This is a genomic window from Microbacterium sp. PF5, from assembly GCF_004794315.1.
Lineage (GTDB): Bacteria > Actinomycetota > Actinomycetes > Actinomycetales > Microbacteriaceae > Microbacterium > Microbacterium sufflavum.
This window is the reverse complement of the sequence record NZ_SSDQ01000029.1, coordinates 15,451-30,526: the sequence shown is the minus strand read 5'-3', so window position 1 is coordinate 30,526 and position 15,076 is coordinate 15,451. Positions and strand designations below refer to the sequence as shown.

Below are 15,076 nucleotides of genomic sequence, written 5' to 3'. Positions count from 1 at the left end.
GAGCGGTGGGTGCAGCGAGTGCGGCAGGTGCGGCGAGCGGTGGGTGCAGCGAGTGCGGCGAGCGCGGCAGGTGCGGCGAGCGCGGTGGGTGCGGCGAGCGCGGCAGGAGTCTGCGGTGCGCCTCCCCCTAGAGTGGAAGCATGTCGAGCCCCGAATCAGACAGGTCGGGGGCTGCCGGTCGCACCGCCAGCCCCGACACTCGCTGACTCGTCGCATCCGCCCCCGGGCGGGCGCTCCCCCGTCGCACCCGTCGCACCGGGCTGGCCGTGGTGACCAGAAGACCTCTTCTGCTCTCTCACCTCGGAGTCCTCGATGCCTCTTGCCCTCTACTCCCTCGCCCTGACGGTGTTCGTCATGGGCACGTCCGAATTCATGCTCGCCGGGCTCCTCCCCGCGATCGCCGACGACCTCGCCATCCCCGTCGGATCAGCGGGATTGCTCACCTCCGCCTTCGCGATCGGAATGGTCGTGGGCGCCCCGGTGATGGCGGCCTTCGCGCGCGGACGGCCGCCTCGCCTCACCCTGCTCCTGTGCCTGCTCGCGTTCGGCGCGTGCCACGTGCTCGGCGCCCTCACCACATCGTTCGAGATCCTGCTCCTCACGCGAGTGGTGAGCGCGATCGCCAACGCCGGCTTCCTCGCCGTCGCCCTGCGCACCGCGACGTCGCTGGTGCCGCCCGGCCAGACCGGGCGCGCGGTCTCGGTGCTCCTGGCCGGCACCACCGTCGCCACGGTCGCGGGCGTTCCCGCGGGCACCGTGCTGGGCGCGGCCTGGGGGTGGCGCGCCACCTTCTGGGCAGTCGCGCTGCTCTGCGTGCCCGCCCTCCTCGGGATCGTCCGCGGCGTCCCCGCGCGCGTGATCGCTCCATACCGGCCAGAGTCCACACCCACACCCGCGCCCGCGCCCACACCCACACCCACACCCACACCAGCGCCCACACCCGCGCCCGCGCCCGCGGCCGCGCCGACCCTGCGTGCCGAGCTGCGCGTCTTCGGCACCCGACCGGTCGCCATCGCTCTGGCGCTCGCGGCGCTGATCAACGGCGGCACGTTCGCCGCCTTCACGTTCCTCGCGCCGATCGTGACCGAGACCGCGCACCTGGCCGAGGGATGGGTGGCGATCGTCCTGGTGCTGTTCGGCGTCGGGTCGTTCGTCGGTGTGACCGTCGCTGGGCGACTCTCCGACCGGCACCCCGGGCTGGTGGTCGGCATCGGCGGACCGCTGCTGCTCGCCGGCTGGACGGCGTTCGCGCTCCTCGCGATCCACCCCGCGGCTCTGCTCGCCGGCGTGCTCGTGCTGGGGGTGCTGTCGTTCGGGGTGGGCAGCACCCTGGTCACACGGGTGCTGTACGCCGCGACCGCGGCACCGACCATGGCCGGCTCCGCCGCGACCGCAGCCCTGAACGTCGGAGCGGCCGCGGGCCCCGTGCTCGGAGCCGCGGCACTGGCGACCGGCACCGGACCTCTCGGACCGGTCTGGGTCGCGGTCGCCCTCACCGGGATCGCCCTCACCCTCCTGCTCCTCACCCGCGCCTCCATGACGCGCACCTCGTGACGCGACCTCGTGATCGGCGCCGGTGCGCTGGCGTCACGGGCGCCGCGACCGACACAGCCCCGTGACGCGGGCGCCGTACAGACACGGGCCCCCATGCGGACGAGCCGCCCGCCCCGGAAGGGACGGACGGCTCGTGCGCGGTGCGGATCGTGTTACTGGTACGACTTCACGATCTCGAGGAGGCTCGGCACGTTGGCGTACGCCTCGGCCGCGTTCTCCTTGGTCACGATGACCGGCGGGAGCAGGTAGGCCGGAACGACCTTCTTGCCGTTGTCGTACTGGTCGGTGTCGTTGACGTCGACCTCCTCGCCCTTCTGCAGCTGGCCGACCATCTTGATGGCCTGCTCCACGAGCAGCGTGGTGTCCTTGTTGATCGTGGAGTACTGGACGCCCTCCATGATCGACTTCACCGACTCGACCTCGGAGTCCTGACCCGTGACGACCGGGACGGGCTTGCCGGCCTGCTGCGCCGAGGTGATGATGGCGCGCGCGAGCGTGTCGTTCGGGGACAGGACGCCGTCGAGCGTCTCCGAGCCGTAGCTGGACGTGAGGATCGAGTCCATGCGGCGCTGGGCGTTCTCCGGCTTCCAGCCCTCGGTCGCCGTCTGAGAGATCTCGGTCTGCCCGGAGACGACGTTCAGCGTGCCGTCGTCGATCTTCGGCTGCAGCACCTCCATCGCGCCGTTGAAGAACACGGCGGAGTTGGCGTCGTCCGGCGAACCCGAGAACAGCTCGATGTTGTACGGCGCCTCGTGGCCCGCGCGCTCGGCGAGACCGTCGAGGAGCGCCTGGCCCTGGAGCTTGCCGACCTCGAAGTTGTCGAACGCGACGTAGTAGTCCACCGCGTCGGTGTTCTCAATCAGGCGGTCGTACGCGATGACGGCGACACCGGCGTCGCGCGCGGCCTCGACCTGGGTCGTGAGCTGCTTGCCGTCCTTCGCGCCGATGATGATGACCTTGGCACCACCCGTGACGAGCGCCTGGATCTGGTTCTGCTGCTCGGCGACCGTGTTGCTGGCCGGCGCGTACTGCACGTCGGCCTTGAATCCCGCCTTCTCGAGACCGGTCTTGAACAGGTCACCGGCCAGGACCCAGTTCTCCGAGGTCTTGTCCGGGAGGGCGACACCGATCGTGGCGTCGGCGGCGAAGCCCTTCGTGGCCTCATCGCCGGAACCCGATCCCGTGTCACCGCCGCGCTCCGAGGAGCAGCCGGTGAGGGCGAATGCGCCCGCGACGACAAGCGCTGTCGCCGACAGAAGAATCTTCTTCATGTGATCTCTTTCTCTGGTGTGTGCAGGTCTCGTCGCGCGTGCGCTGCGCGACGCGGCCCTTACTTTCCGCGCGTCTCCTCGACGGCGGGGGCTTCGTACTTCTGGCTGGTGGGGTAGTTCGTCTTCGTCGGATCGAAGGTGTCGGTGGCCGGGTCCTGCTTGCGGCCGAAGCGACGCGTGAGGAAGCCGGTGATCGAGGGGCGTCCCTGCTGCTTGTTCCACACGTCGATGCCGACCGCGAACAGCAGCACGAGGCCCTTGATCATCGACACGACGTCGGCGCCGGCGCCGAGCAGGGCGAGGCCGTTGTTGAGGAACGCCATCACGAGACCACCGATGATCGACCCGATCACGGTGCCGATGCCGCCCGAGACGGCCGCACCGCCGATGAAGACCGAGGCGATCGCGTCGAGCTCCCAGCCGTTGCCGTCCTGGGGACCGGACGCGGTCGCCCTCGCGACGTAGATCATGCCGGCGAGCGAGGCCAGGACCGACATGTTCATCATCACGAAGAAGTCGACCCAGCGGTCCTTCACGCCCGACAGGCGCGCCGCCTGCCGGTTGCCGCCGACCGCGTAGATGTGCCGGCCGAACACGGTGTTGTTCGTGATGAACGAGTACAGGATGACCAGGGCGAGCAGGATGACGCCCGAGATCGGGAAGCTGGTCCCCTCACGGCCGGTGGCGAACAGCCAGCCCGCGATGAGGATGACCGCCGAGATCAGCACGACCTTGGTGACGCTGACCCACAGCGGCGCCATGTCGGAGCCCATCTTGCGCTGCACGCGACGCGTACGGATCTCCCAGAACACGATCCACGCCACGCCGGCGAGCGCCAGCAGCATGGTCGGGATGTTGAACGGCAGCGGCAGCGCGATCTCCGGCAGGTACCCCGCGCCGATGATCTTGAAGCCCTCCGGTACGGGCACGGACTGCGAGTCGCCGACCCACTGGTTCGCCCCGCGGAAGAACAGCATGCCGGCCAGGGTCACGATGAACGCCGGCACTCCCACATAGGCGACCCAGAAGCCCTGCCAGGCTCCCACGAGCACACCGACCCCCAGTCCCAGCAGGATGCCGAGCGGCCAGGGAAGGTTCCAGTCCTGCATCGCCTTCGCCACCACGATGCCCGTGAACGCGGCGACCGAGCCGACCGAGAGGTCGATGTGCCCCATGATGATGACCATCACCATGCCGATCGCCAGGATCAGGATGTACGAGTACTGGTTGACGACGTTGATGAGGTTCCCGGACGACAGCGTGAGTCCGGTGCCCTTCACGATCCACGTCAGCACCTGGAAGACGACGAGGATGACGACGAGGCTGCCGAGGATGCCGAACTGGCGCAGCGTGGAGGTGCCGCCGCCGCCGAACATCTTCGTGATGTCCTTGAAGTGGAAGCCGCGCTTCGCGGTGGTCGAGTCGGTGGTCATGCGGATGCTTTCTGGGTCGCGGAGGTCATGCTGCGCATGAGGTCCTCGGGGGTCGCCTGGTCGGCCGGGATGCAGTCGGTGACCCGGCCTTCGAACACGGTGTAGATGCGGTCGGAGATGCCGAGAAGCTCGGGCAGCTCGCTGGAGATCACGATCACGCCCTTGCCCTGGGCGGCGAGCTCGTTGATGATCGCGTAGATCTCGTACTTCGCGCCGACGTCGATGCCGCGGGTCGGCTCGTCGAGGATCAGCAGGTCGGGGTCGGTGAACATCCACTTCGCGAGGACGACCTTCTGCTGGTTGCCGCCCGACAGCTTGCCGACGCCCTCCTCCACCGAGGGGGTCTTGATGCGCAGCGCCTTGCGGTAGCGTTCGGCGACCGCGAACTCCTCGCGCGCGTCGACCACCCCGTTGTGCGCGATCTTCGACAGCTTCGCCGCCACGATCGACCGCTTGATGGTGTCGAGCAGGTTGAGCCCCAGCACCTTGCGGTCCTCGCTCACGTAGGCGAGGCCGTGCTTGATGGCCGCAGCGACATCGGGCAGTTCGATCTCCTGCCCGTCCTTCACGAGCGTGCCGGAGAGGTAGGTGCCGTAGGAGCGACCGAAGATGCTCATGGCGAGCTCGGTGCGCCCCGCGCCCATGAGCCCGGCGATGCCGACGACCTCGCCGCGCCGCACGTTCAGGTTCGAGCCCTTCACGACCATGCGCTCCGGCACCGTCGGGTGCTGCACCCACCAGTCCCTGACCTCGAAGAACACCTCGCCGATCTCGGGCGTGCGGTCGGGGTAGCGGCTCTCCAGCGACCGGCCGACCATGCCGCGGATGATGCGGTCCTCGTTGATCTCGCCGCGGGAGATGTCGAGCGTCTCGACCGTGCGGCCGTCGCGGATGATCGTGATCTCGTCGGCGATCTGCTCGATCTCGTTGAGCTTGTGGCTGATCATGATCGACGCGATGCCCTTGGCCTTGAGCCCCAGGATCAGGTCGAGCAGGTGCTGGGAGTCGTTCTCGTTCAGGGCCGCGGTCGGCTCGTCGAGGATCAGGAGCTTGACGTCCTTGTTGAGGGCCTTGGCGATCTCGATGAGCTGCTGCTTGCCGACGCCGAGGGTCTTGATCGGCACGTCGGGGTCTTCGCTCAGCCCGACGCGGGCGAGCAGCTCGATCGTGCGCTCCTTCTGCGCCTGCCAGTCGATGCGGCCGAAGCGGCGGATCTCGTTGCCGAGGAAGATGTTCTCGGTGACGGACAGCTCGGGGATGAGCGCCAGCTCCTGGTGGATGATGACGATGCCCGCCTGCTCGCTCGCGGCGATGTCCTTGAAGCGCTGCTCCTCGCCGTACAGCAGGATCTCCCCGTCGTAGCTGCCGTACGGGTACACCCCGGAGAGGACCTTCATCAGCGTCGACTTCCCGGCGCCGTTCTCGCCGCAGATCGCGTGGATCTCGCCGGCGCGGACGGTGATCGAGACGTCGGCGAGCGCCTTGACCCCCGGGAACTCCTTGGTGATGCTGCGCATCTCCAGGATCGGGCCTGACACGGTCGGCAACGTTGCAGTGGTGCTCACGGATCTTCCTCGCGACGTGCGGTCACCTTCGATGTGACCGTTCACATCGATACATCGTCGTCTCCCGCGGGAGCGGTGTCAAGTCGGCGCGGGCATTCCGTGTCGCGACCGTGATCTCCCCGCGATCCGCAGGAACACGGGCATCCCGGCGGCGCGGCGGATCGAAAGGATTCGATCCGTGGAGGGGCGCGGCCCGCGGGAATCGAATGCCCCGAGCGCGCCGGATCGGCTCAGCGGGCGGCGGCCGACTCGCGAGCCCGCAGCAGCGTCTGCAGCGCCCCGAACGCGGGCGGATCCTCACCGCGGATCTGCGCCAGCAGGATGCGCACCGCGCGGCGGCCCAGCTCCGGGAAGTCCTGGTGCACGGTGCTCAGCGTCGGTGCCACGTGGGCCGCGACCGGGATGTCGTCGAAGCCGATCACGCTCACGTCATGCGGCACCCGCACCCCCGCGTCGCGGAAGCCGTGCAGCAGTCCGATCGCCATCAGGTCGTTCGCCGCGAACACCGCCGTGAAGTCGCGGCGGTGCGACAGCTCCTTGCCCGCGAAGTAGCCGAAGTCCGCCGTCCAATCCCCGCGGATGGGCGGGAACGTGGGCAGATCGGCATCGCGCAGCGCGTCGAGGTAGCCCCGCATGCGCGACTCCGCCTCGATCCAGTCCTGCGGTCCGGCCAGGTGCAGGATGTCGCTGTGCCCGAGCGAGATGAGGTGCTCCGTCGCGGCTTTGGCACCGGCGACCTGATCGGCCGACAGGCTCACGCCGTCCGAGCCCGACGCCGTCTGCAGAGTGACGAAGGGCATCGCGCCGGACATGCCGCGCAAGACATGGAACACGCGCACCTGTGGCGCGAGCACCACGATCCCGTCGACCTGCTCCCGCTCGAGCTGGCGCACCGCGTTGCCGATGGCCTCCGGCGTGGTCGAGGGGAGGTTGAGCGTGGAGACCGAGTAGCCCTCCTCGCGCGCCGCATCCTCGATCCCGGCGATGGACGAGGTGGGGCCGAACTCGCCGATCGTGGCGGACAGGATGCCCAGCATGTTCGACTTGCTCGTCACCAGCGCGCGCGCCGCGAGGTTCGGCCGGTAGTCCAGCACGGCGATCGCGTCGAGCACCTTCGCCTTGGTCTCCGGCCGGATGCTGGGGTGATCGTTCAGCACGCGGGACACCGTCTGATGCGACACCCCCGCGAGCCGGGCGACATCGCGGATGCTCGGCAGGCGGGCACGCTCGGAGGACGTGGACATCACTGCCTCCTCGCGTGTGCACGGTCACATCGTCACTTCATTATGTCTGCCACGACCGCGCCGTGCATCCCGAAGGCGTCACGGGCCGGTGGGCCGGAGGACATCGCGGCGGGAGACCTCAGCCGAGGATGCGGGCGCCGGGCACCGGCCCGTGCACGTGCAGCGGGTCCAGCCCCTCGTCCCGCAGCCGGGTCTGCACGTCCTGCGCGGTCTCGGGATCGGGGCAGAGCAGCGCGACCGTGGGACCGGAGCCCGAGACGATCCCGTGCAGGGCACCCGCCGCGATCCCGCGGTCGATCGTGTCACCCAGGTCGGGCCGCTCGCGCAGCGCCGCCGCCTGCAGGTCGTTGTGCAAGGCATCGGCGAGCTGGCGCGGGTCTCCGGTGCGCAGCGCCTGGAGCACCGGGATCGGCACGTCGAGCGACAGCGGCGGGTCATCGGCGAGCGCACCCTCCTCCTCGCGCAGCAGGTCGAGCCGCTCGTACACCACCGGCGTCGACAGGCCCTGCTCGCTCGTCACCAGCAGCCAGTCGAAGCGGCCACGCGCGAGCGCGGGGTTCAGCTGATCACCGCGCCCCGTGCCCACCGCCGTGCCGCCGTGCAGGGCGAACGGGACGTCGGCGCCGAGCCGCGCCGCCAGGTCGTGCAGACGCGCGGGCGACAGACCGGTCCCCCACAGCGCATCGCACGCGACCAGGGCCGCGGCGGCGTCGGCCGATCCGCCCCCCATGCCGCCAGCGACCGGAACGCTCTTGCGCACCTCAAGCGCCACCCCGCCGGTGTGCTCGGTGGCCGTGGCGAGCAGCTTCGCCGCACGCATCGCCAGGTTGCGGTCGTCGAGCGGCACGGAGCCGTCGTCCTCGACCCCGGACACCGTGATCGAGAAGTCGTCCGCCGGCCGCGCGATCACGTCTTCGTACAGCGACACCGCCTGGAACACCGTCGCGAGGGCGTGGTAGCCGTCGTCGTGGCGGCCGCCGACCCCCAAGTAGACGTTGATCTTCCCCGGCGCGCGCACGTGCACGGATCCGGCGGCCGAGGCGAGGCTCATGACCGGGTCACAGATCCGAGGAGATGGCCCAGAGGTTCACGTCGATCCCCCCGGACAGCTCGTCGATGCGGGCGAGCTCCTCCGCGGTGAACTCGGGCCCGTCGAGCGCGGCGAGGTTCTCGTCGAGCTGCTCGGGCCGGGACGCCCCGATCAGGGCCGAGGCGACCACGGGGGTGCGCAGCGTCCACTGCAGCGCCAGCTGGGCGAGCGACTGTCCGCGGCCCTTCGCCACGTCGTTCAGCGCCCGCAGCGTCTGCACGGCCTCGTCGGTGAGCTTGCCCTTCGGGAGCGAGCCGCGCTGCTGCGCCCGATCGGCGGTGCCGTCGCCCAGGTACTTGTCGGTGAGCAGTCCCTGCGCGAGCGGCGTGAACGCGATGGCCCCGAGGCCCGACTCCTCGAGCGCCGTCGTGAGGCCGTCCTCGATCCACCGGTTCAGGATCGAGTATGCGGGCTGGTGGATGACCAGCGGGGTGCCGAGATCCTTCGCCACGGCGACCGCCTCGGCCGTGCGCTCGGCGCTGTACGACGAGATGCCCACGTAGAGCGCCTTGCCCTGCCGCACGAGCGTGTCGAGCGCGCCCACGGTCTCCTCGATCGGGGTGACCGGATCGACGCGGTGCGAGTAGAAGATGTCGACGTAGTCCAGGCCCATGCGCGTGAGCGACTGCTCGGCGCTGGCGAGGATGTACTTGCGGCTCGCGTAGTCGCCGTACGGGCCCGGCCACATGTCCCAGCCGGCCTTCGACGAGATGATGAGCTCGTCGCGATAGGGCCGGAAGTCCTCCGCGAAGATGCGACCGAAGTTCTTCTCGGCGGAGCCGTAGGGCGGGCCGTAGTTGTTCGCGAGATCGAAGTGCGTGATACCGCCGTCGAACGCGTGACGCAGCAGCGCGCGCTGGTTGTCGAGCGGGATGTTGTCGCCGAAGTTCCACCACAGCCCGAGCGAGATCGGCGGCAGGTAGAGGCCGGACGACCCGACCTGACGGTAGGCGAACCGTCCGTAGCGGCCCTCGTCGGCGGCGTACGGGCGGTGGAGCTCGGGGACATCGGGACGGAAGCGCGGGGAGTCGGTCACGGTGCCAGATTACCGGGCGGTGTGGGATCCGGGATCGCCGTTGCGTGGCGCCCGATGCGCTGGTAGGCGGGGACGACGGGCGGTGCGGGACCACGGGCAACTCCGGGTTTCGTCGCCTACACTCGTGCCGCTCGGACGCCGCGGGGCAGTGACAACTGGCCGTCCGGGTGATCACGCAGTCCGCCAGGGCATCGTCCCGATGGCGTCGCGGTGTGGTGCGCGGCGATCCGCTGTGCCTGCAGCGCGCGCCGCACACTCCGAAGGAAACAACATGAAGATCCGCCCCGCTCTCGCTCTGTCCACCGCGGCCCTCGCGATCGGCGCTCTCGCCGGCTGCGCACCCGCCGCCACGACCCCCGCCGCGTCTGCGTCGCCCTCGCCCGGCGCCTCCGCGGACGCCGAGTGGTCGTACCGCGGGTCCAACGGCCCCGAGCACTGGGGGAAGTTCGGCGCCGCGTGCGAGAACGTCGACAGCTCCCACGAGTCCCCCATCGCCATCGACACCTCGACGGTGCAGATGGGGACCGCCGCGCAGAAGGTCGTGACGCACTACGCCCCCGCCGCGTTCGACATCGAGAACAACGGCCACACCATCGAGGCGATCCCGGAGGACCCGAGGTCCAACTCGATCGAGGTGAACGGCAAGACGTACGAGCTGCAGCAGTTCCACCTGCACGCCAGCAGCGAGCACACGATCGACGGACGCACGGCCCCCGCCGAGCTGCACCTGGTACACAAGGCCGAGGACGGCTCGATGCTCGTGCTCGGCGTGATGCTGCAGGCTGGGCCGGCCAGCACGGCACTCGACGAGTTCTTCTCGTCGATCACCACCACCGTGAGCGAGAAGGGCACGCCGCTGAGCCACAAGATCGACCCGAGCGCGCTCATCCCGGCGGACGGCATGAGCGTGCAGTACGACGGCTCGCTCACCACGCCGCCGTGCACCGAGGGCGTGCGCTGGAACGTCTACCTCACCCCGGTGACGGTGTCGGCGGAGGAGCTCGCCGCGTTCACCGACGTCTACCCCGACAACCACCGACCCGAGCAGCCGCTGCACGACCGCACGCTCACGGAGATCCCTTCGGGGGTCTGAGCTCCGCGTCCTGCCCGCACCTCCGCCGGGCTCCCGCCGCGACGGCGGGAGCCCGGCGGTGTCGAGGGGCAGAACCTCGGGCCGCGCGCAGGGCGTCAGACCCTGGCCGCCGCGTCCGGCGCCGCCGGTGCCTGCTGCGCGATGCGCTGGTAGTCGTCGACCGTGAGGTCCTCGCCGCGGGCGGTCGGGGCCACGCCGGCGGCCGTCAGCACCTCGGTCGCAGCGGCCGAGCTGCCGAAGACGCCGGACAGCGCCTGGCGGAGCATCTTGCGGCGCTGGTTGAACGCGGCATCGACGATCTCGAAGGTGCGGCGACGCTCGGCCTCGGAGCCGCGCTCGCCCTCCGACCGATCGAACCCGACGAGCAGGCTGTCGACGTTCGGGACGGGCCAGAACACCTGCCGTGACACCGTGCCGGTGAGCCGCCACTCGCCGTACCACGCGGCCTTCACGCTCGGCGAGCCGTAGATCTTCGACCCCGGCTTCGCCGCCAGGCGCTCGGCCACCTCGGCCTGCACCATCACGACGCCCCGATGCAGGTAGGGGAAGGTCTCGAGGAAGTGCAGCAGCACCGGCACCGACACGTTGTACGGCAGGTTCGCGACCAGGACGGTCGGCTCGCCGGGCAGCTCGGCCACCCGCAGCGCGTCGGCATCGACCACCGTGAGCGCCCCCTCGGGCACGCCGTGATCGGCGGCGGTCTGCGGCAGGCGGGCGGCGAGGCGGTGATCGATCTCCACCGCCGTGACGGCGGCCCCGGTCTCCAGGATCGCGAGCGTCAGCGAACCCAGGCCGGGCCCCACCTCGACCACGCGCTCGCCCGGCTGCACGCGCGCGGCCTGCACGATCTTGCGGACCGTGTTCGCGTCGGTGACGAAGTTCTGGCCCAGCTTCTTGGTGGGGGTGACATCGAGCTCGGCGGCCAGTCGGCGGATCTCGGCGGCTCCGAGCAGGGTGACGGTCATGCGTCCATTCTCGCCGAAAGCCCGACCGTCCCCGGCACTCGCTATCCTGCGGGGATGCCCTCCCTCGGTGAACTGATCGCTCCGCGGCGCATGGGCAGGGACTTCCGCTGGTTGCTCGCGTCGTCGTGGACGAGCAACATCGGCGACGGCGTGGCGCTGGCCGCCGCTCCCCTGCTCATCGCCTCGATGACCTCGTCGCCGATCCTCGTCGCCTCCGGCGCCGTCCTCCAGTTCCTGCCCTGGCTGCTGTTCGGCCTGCACGCGGGGGCCATCGCCGACCGCTTCGACCGTCGGCGCCTGGTGATGATCGCGAACGCCGCGCGGGCGGTCGTGCTCGCGGCGCTGTGCGTGTTCCTCGTGACGGGCACCGCGAACATCGGGATCGTGCTCGCGGTGGCCTTCCTGTACGGCTCGGCCGAGGTGTTCGTCGACACCGCGAGCAGCACGCTGCTGCCGATGATCGTGAAGCCGGACGACCTCGGCCTCGGGAACGCCCGGCTCCAGGCCGGCTACCTCGTGGCCAACCAGTTCGCCGGTCCTCCCCTCGGGGCGTTCCTGTTCGCCGCGGGGCACGCCTGGCCGTTCCTGGTCGAGGTGCTGTGCGTCAGCCTCGCGGTCGTGCTGATCTCCCGCATGGCCCGCACGCCCGTGCCGCCCCGGGCGGACGCCGCCGCGCACCCGCCCGTGCACACCGACATCGCGGAGGGGCTGCGCTGGCTGTGGCGCAACCCGCCCGTGCGCATGCTGGTGATCATCATCCTCGTCTTCAACGTCACGTGGGCGGCGCCGTGGGGCGTGCTCGTGCTGTACGCGACCGAGCACCTGCAGATGGGTCCGGTGGGGTACGGCGCCCTCACCACGGCGTCCGCGGCCGGCGGCATCCTCGCGACGTTCAGCTTCGGGTGGCTCGAACGGCACGTGTCGTTCGCGACCCTCATGCGCATCGTGCTCTCGCTGGAGGTGCTGATGCACCTGGCGTTCGCGCTCACCACCGCCGGCTGGGTGGCGCTGATCATCATGTTCTTCTTCGGCGCGTACGCCTTCGTGTGGGGCACGATCTCCACGACCGTCCGGCAGCGCCTCGTGCCCGCCGAGCTGCAGGGACGCGTCGCCTCGGTCAACATGGTCGGGGTGTTCGGGGGCATGATCGTCGGCCAGGCGCTCGGCGGAGTGATCGCCCAGCTGTGGGGGCTCACCGCACCGTGGTGGTTCGCGTTCGGCGGCGCAGCGATCACGCTGCTGCTGGTGTGGAAGCCGATCTCGCAGATCGTGAGCGCGAAACCGGTCGCCCAAACCGGCCCGGACGACGTGGACGCTCAGTCGGTGAACGAGCCGTAGACCCGCAGGGTGTTCTCGGCGAGCTGCGCGGACAGCTCGTCGACGCCGATGCCGAGCTCGGCGGCCAGGAAGCGGACCGTGATCGGCACGAGGTAGGGCGCGTTCGGGCGTCCCCGCAGCGGCGTCGGCGTGAGGAACGGGGCGTCGGTCTCCACCAGAAGTCGGTCGAGCGGCGTGACCTTCAGCGCGTCGCGCAGGTTCTGCGCGTTCTTGAACGTGACGTTGCCCGCGAACGACAGGTGGTAGCCCGCGTCGGCGCACACCCGGGCCATCGCGGCGTCGCCGGAGAAGCAGTGGAACACCGTGCGATCGGGAGCGCCCACACGCGACAGGGTCTCCAGCACCGCGTCGTGCGCGTCGCGGTCGTGGATCTGCATCGCGATGCCGTGCTTCTTCGCGAGCGCGATGTGCGCCTCGAACGACTCGAACTGCGGCCCGCGGCGCTCCGGCTCGGTGCGGAAGAAGTCGAGCCCGGTCTCGCCGATCGCGCGGGTGCGCGGATGCGCCGCCAGCTCGTCGATCACTGCGAGGGCCTCGTCGAGACCGACACCGCCGCGACGGCCCTGCTCGGCATAGGTCGGCGCGTCGTTCGGGTGGATCGCCACCGCGGCGAGCACGCGCGGGTCCGAAGCCGCCGCCTCGACCGCCCAGCGCGACGACTCGATGTCGCCCGATGCCTGCACGACCCCGGCGATGCCCACGGCCTCGGCGCGGTCGAGCTGCTCCGTCAGGCTCAACGGCTCGTCGCCGTCCATGATCTCCAGGTGCGCGTGGTTGTCGTACACCGGGACGGCGAGGGGCTCAGGGGCTGCGGGATACCGCAGGTCTTTGCGCCCGTCGCCGTCTCGGCGCTGCACGTACGTCTCGGTCATGGGGTGTCGGTCAGGCCGTGGACTCCACGCGCGGGAACAGCGGCGCGAGGCCGTTGACGCTCGTGCCCGGCTTCAGCACGCCCCACGCCCCCGCCTCACGGATCGGCTGGTCCTGCAGACGACCCAGCGTCTCGGCGGCGCCCAGTGCGATCCACAGCTTCTCGGTGGACTGCGGCATCACCGGCGACAACAGCACCGCCAGGGCCCGCAGGCCCTCGGCACACGTGTACAGCACCGTGCCCAGACGCTCGCGCTTCTCGTCGTCGCGGGCCAGCGCCCACGGCTCGTTCTCGGTGATGTAGCCGTTGAGCGCGTCGACGATGGTCCAGATCGCGGAGATCGCCTCGTCGATGCGGAACTGGCCGATCGCGGCATCCGCCTTCGTCGCGGCGTCGGCGACGATCTTCTGGATCGCGAGGTCCGCCTCGGTGTACTCGGCCGCCGGCGGGACGATGCCCTCGAAGTACTTCTCGATCATCGCGGTCGTGCGGGAGGCGAGGTTGCCGAAGCCGTTCGCGAGCTCGGCCTGGTAGCGGGCGGACAGGTCCTCCCAGGAGAACGAGCCGTCCTGGCCGAACGCGATCGCCGACAGGAAGTAGAAGCGGTAGGCGTCGGAGCCGAACACGTCGGTGATCTCGGTCGGCGCGATGCCGGTCAGCTTCGACTTCGACATCTTCTCGCCGCCGACCAGCAGCCAGCCGTGCGCGAACACGCCCTTGGGAACGTCGAGCCCCGCCGCCATCAGCAGCGCGGGCCAGATCACCGCGTGGAAGCGCAGGATGTCCTTGCCGACCACGTGGTACGCGGGCCAGCGGCGCGCGAACGTCTCCTCGTCGGAGCCGTAGCCCACGGCGGTGGCGTAGTTGAGCAGCGCGTCGACCCACACGTAGATCACGTGCGACTCGTCCCACGGCAGCGGGATGCCCCAGTCGAACGTGGAGCGCGAGATCGACAGATCCTTCAGCCCCTGGCTCACGAACGACACGACCTCGTTGCGCGCCGAGTCCGGCCGCACGAAGTCGGGCTCGGTCTTGTACAGCTCGAGCAGCCGGTCCTGGAACTCGCTCAGCTTGAAGAAGTAGTTCTTCTCCTGCAGCAGCTCCAGCGGCTTGGAGTGGATCGCACACACCTTCAGCCCCTCGAAGGGACCGGTGCCGTCGACGATCTCGGACTCCGGCTTGAACTCCTCGCAGCCCACGCAGTAGAGCGCCTCGTACTCGCCCGCGTAGATGTAGCCGCGGTCGTACAGGCGCTGGAAGAACGTCTGCACGTTGGTCTCGTGGCGCTCCTGCGTCGTGCGGATGAAGTCGTCGTTGGCGACATCGAGGGTCGTCAACAGCGGGAACCAGCTCTCGCTGACCAGCTTGTCCACCCACTCCTGCGGCGTCACGCCGTTGGCCGCCGCCGCCCGCAGCATCTTCTGCCCGTGCTCGTCGGTGCCCGTGAGCATCCAGGTGTCATCCCCCGCCTGGCGGTGCCACCGCGCGAGCGTGTCGACCGCCACCGTCGTGTACCCGTGGCCGATGTGGGGCACGTCGGACGGGTAGTAGATGGGCGTGGTGATGTAGAAGGATTCGCCTGCGGGCATGGGGACAATTCTAGGTGCCCCCATGCC

The 15,076-nt window shown here is 70.0% G+C and carries 12 protein-coding genes; 3 read left to right on the top strand and 9 right to left on the bottom strand.

Features of this window, described 5'->3' with window-relative positions:
- The first annotated feature begins 312 nt into the window (after positions 1 to 312).
- Positions 313 to 1,554: an MFS transporter gene (locus DW297_RS00755; RefSeq protein ID WP_136028599.1), complete on the top strand. Its 1,242-nt coding sequence runs from the start codon at positions 313 to 315 to the stop codon at positions 1,552 to 1,554.
- Positions 1,555 to 1,706: 152 nt separating this feature from the next.
- Here DW297_RS00755 and DW297_RS00750 read toward each other — a convergent pair whose 3' ends face one another.
- From DW297_RS00750 to mgrA, 6 genes are all read right to left on the bottom strand, one after another.
- Entirely contained in the window at positions 1,707 to 2,825 is a 1,119-nt protein-coding gene (locus tag DW297_RS00750; RefSeq protein ID WP_136028598.1) for a substrate-binding domain-containing protein, read from the bottom strand.
- Between the two features lie 59 nt (positions 2,826 to 2,884).
- A complete protein-coding gene (mmsB, locus tag DW297_RS00745; RefSeq protein ID WP_136028597.1) occupies positions 2,885 to 4,258 on the bottom strand; it encodes a multiple monosaccharide ABC transporter permease in 1,374 nt (457 codons plus the stop codon).
- On the bottom strand, positions 4,255 to 5,796 hold the full coding sequence (gene mmsA / locus DW297_RS00740; RefSeq protein WP_136028601.1) for a multiple monosaccharide ABC transporter ATP-binding protein: 1,542 nt from the start codon (positions 5,794 to 5,796) through the stop codon (positions 4,255 to 4,257). The genes mmsB and mmsA overlap by 4 nt, the downstream gene beginning before the upstream one ends.
- A gap of 257 nt (positions 5,797 to 6,053) precedes the next feature.
- Positions 6,054 to 7,067: a LacI family DNA-binding transcriptional regulator gene (locus DW297_RS00735; RefSeq protein WP_136028596.1), complete on the bottom strand. Its 1,014-nt coding sequence runs from the start codon at positions 7,065 to 7,067 to the stop codon at positions 6,054 to 6,056.
- A gap of 118 nt (positions 7,068 to 7,185) precedes the next feature.
- Positions 7,186 to 8,118 (bottom strand): 4-(cytidine 5'-diphospho)-2-C-methyl-D-erythritol kinase, encoded by a 933-nt coding sequence (locus DW297_RS00730; RefSeq protein WP_136028595.1) that lies wholly within the window; start codon positions 8,116 to 8,118, stop codon positions 7,186 to 7,188.
- 7 nt (positions 8,119 to 8,125) lie between these two features.
- The gene (gene mgrA, locus DW297_RS00725) at positions 8,126 to 9,193 is read right to left on the bottom strand and encodes an L-glyceraldehyde 3-phosphate reductase (protein ID WP_136028594.1); all 1,068 of its coding nucleotides are present in this window, start codon (positions 9,191 to 9,193) and stop codon (positions 8,126 to 8,128) included.
- A gap of 271 nt (positions 9,194 to 9,464) precedes the next feature.
- Between mgrA and DW297_RS00720 the strand changes: the two genes are divergently transcribed.
- Entirely contained in the window at positions 9,465 to 10,286 is an 822-nt protein-coding gene (locus DW297_RS00720) for a carbonic anhydrase (protein WP_168442760.1), read from the top strand.
- Between the two features lie 95 nt (positions 10,287 to 10,381).
- Here DW297_RS00720 and rsmA read toward each other — a convergent pair whose 3' ends face one another.
- A complete protein-coding gene (gene rsmA / locus DW297_RS00715) occupies positions 10,382 to 11,251 on the bottom strand; it encodes a 16S rRNA (adenine(1518)-N(6)/adenine(1519)-N(6))-dimethyltransferase RsmA (protein WP_136028592.1) in 870 nt (289 codons plus the stop codon).
- Positions 11,252 to 11,305: 54 nt separating this feature from the next.
- On the opposite strand from rsmA, the gene DW297_RS00710 reads away from it, so the two are divergent.
- Positions 11,306 to 12,589: an MFS transporter gene (locus DW297_RS00710; protein ID WP_136028591.1), complete on the top strand. Its 1,284-nt coding sequence runs from the start codon at positions 11,306 to 11,308 to the stop codon at positions 12,587 to 12,589.
- On the opposite strand, the gene DW297_RS00705 is transcribed toward DW297_RS00710, so the two are convergent.
- Together DW297_RS00705 and metG are read right to left on the bottom strand one after the other, a co-directional pair.
- On the bottom strand, positions 12,568 to 13,461 hold the full coding sequence (locus DW297_RS00705) for a TatD family hydrolase (protein WP_136028590.1): 894 nt from the start codon (positions 13,459 to 13,461) through the stop codon (positions 12,568 to 12,570). The two genes, DW297_RS00710 and DW297_RS00705, sit on opposite strands and share 22 nt — an antisense overlap.
- A gap of 10 nt (positions 13,462 to 13,471) precedes the next feature.
- Positions 13,472 to 15,049 (bottom strand): methionine--tRNA ligase, encoded by a 1,578-nt coding sequence (gene metG, locus DW297_RS00700; RefSeq protein ID WP_136028589.1) that lies wholly within the window; start codon positions 15,047 to 15,049, stop codon positions 13,472 to 13,474.
- Between the last annotated feature and the right edge of the window lie 27 nt (positions 15,050 to 15,076).

Bases quoted from the DNA above. Each gene is read 5' to 3' on its own strand.
- DW297_RS00735 (WP_136028596.1), bottom strand. From the start codon at position 7,067: ATGTCCACGTCCTCCGAGCGTGCCCGCCTGCCGAGCATCCGCGATGTC.
- DW297_RS00755 (WP_136028599.1), top strand. From the start codon at position 313: ATGCCTCTTGCCCTCTACTCCCTCGCCCTGACGGTGTTCGTCATGGGC.
- DW297_RS00720 (WP_168442760.1), top strand. From the start codon at position 9,465: ATGAAGATCCGCCCCGCTCTCGCTCTGTCCACCGCGGCCCTCGCGATC.
- DW297_RS00710 (WP_136028591.1), top strand. From the start codon at position 11,306: ATGCCCTCCCTCGGTGAACTGATCGCTCCGCGGCGCATGGGCAGGGAC.
- rsmA (WP_136028592.1), bottom strand. From the start codon at position 11,251: ATGACCGTCACCCTGCTCGGAGCCGCCGAGATCCGCCGACTGGCCGCC.
- metG (WP_136028589.1), bottom strand. From the start codon at position 15,049: ATGCCCGCAGGCGAATCCTTCTACATCACCACGCCCATCTACTACCCG.
- DW297_RS00705 (WP_136028590.1), bottom strand. From the start codon at position 13,461: ATGACCGAGACGTACGTGCAGCGCCGAGACGGCGACGGGCGCAAAGAC.
- mmsB (WP_136028597.1), bottom strand. From the start codon at position 4,258: ATGACCACCGACTCGACCACCGCGAAGCGCGGCTTCCACTTCAAGGAC.
- DW297_RS00750 (WP_136028598.1), bottom strand. From the start codon at position 2,825: ATGAAGAAGATTCTTCTGTCGGCGACAGCGCTTGTCGTCGCGGGCGCA.
- DW297_RS00730 (WP_136028595.1), bottom strand. From the start codon at position 8,118: ATGAGCCTCGCCTCGGCCGCCGGATCCGTGCACGTGCGCGCGCCGGGG.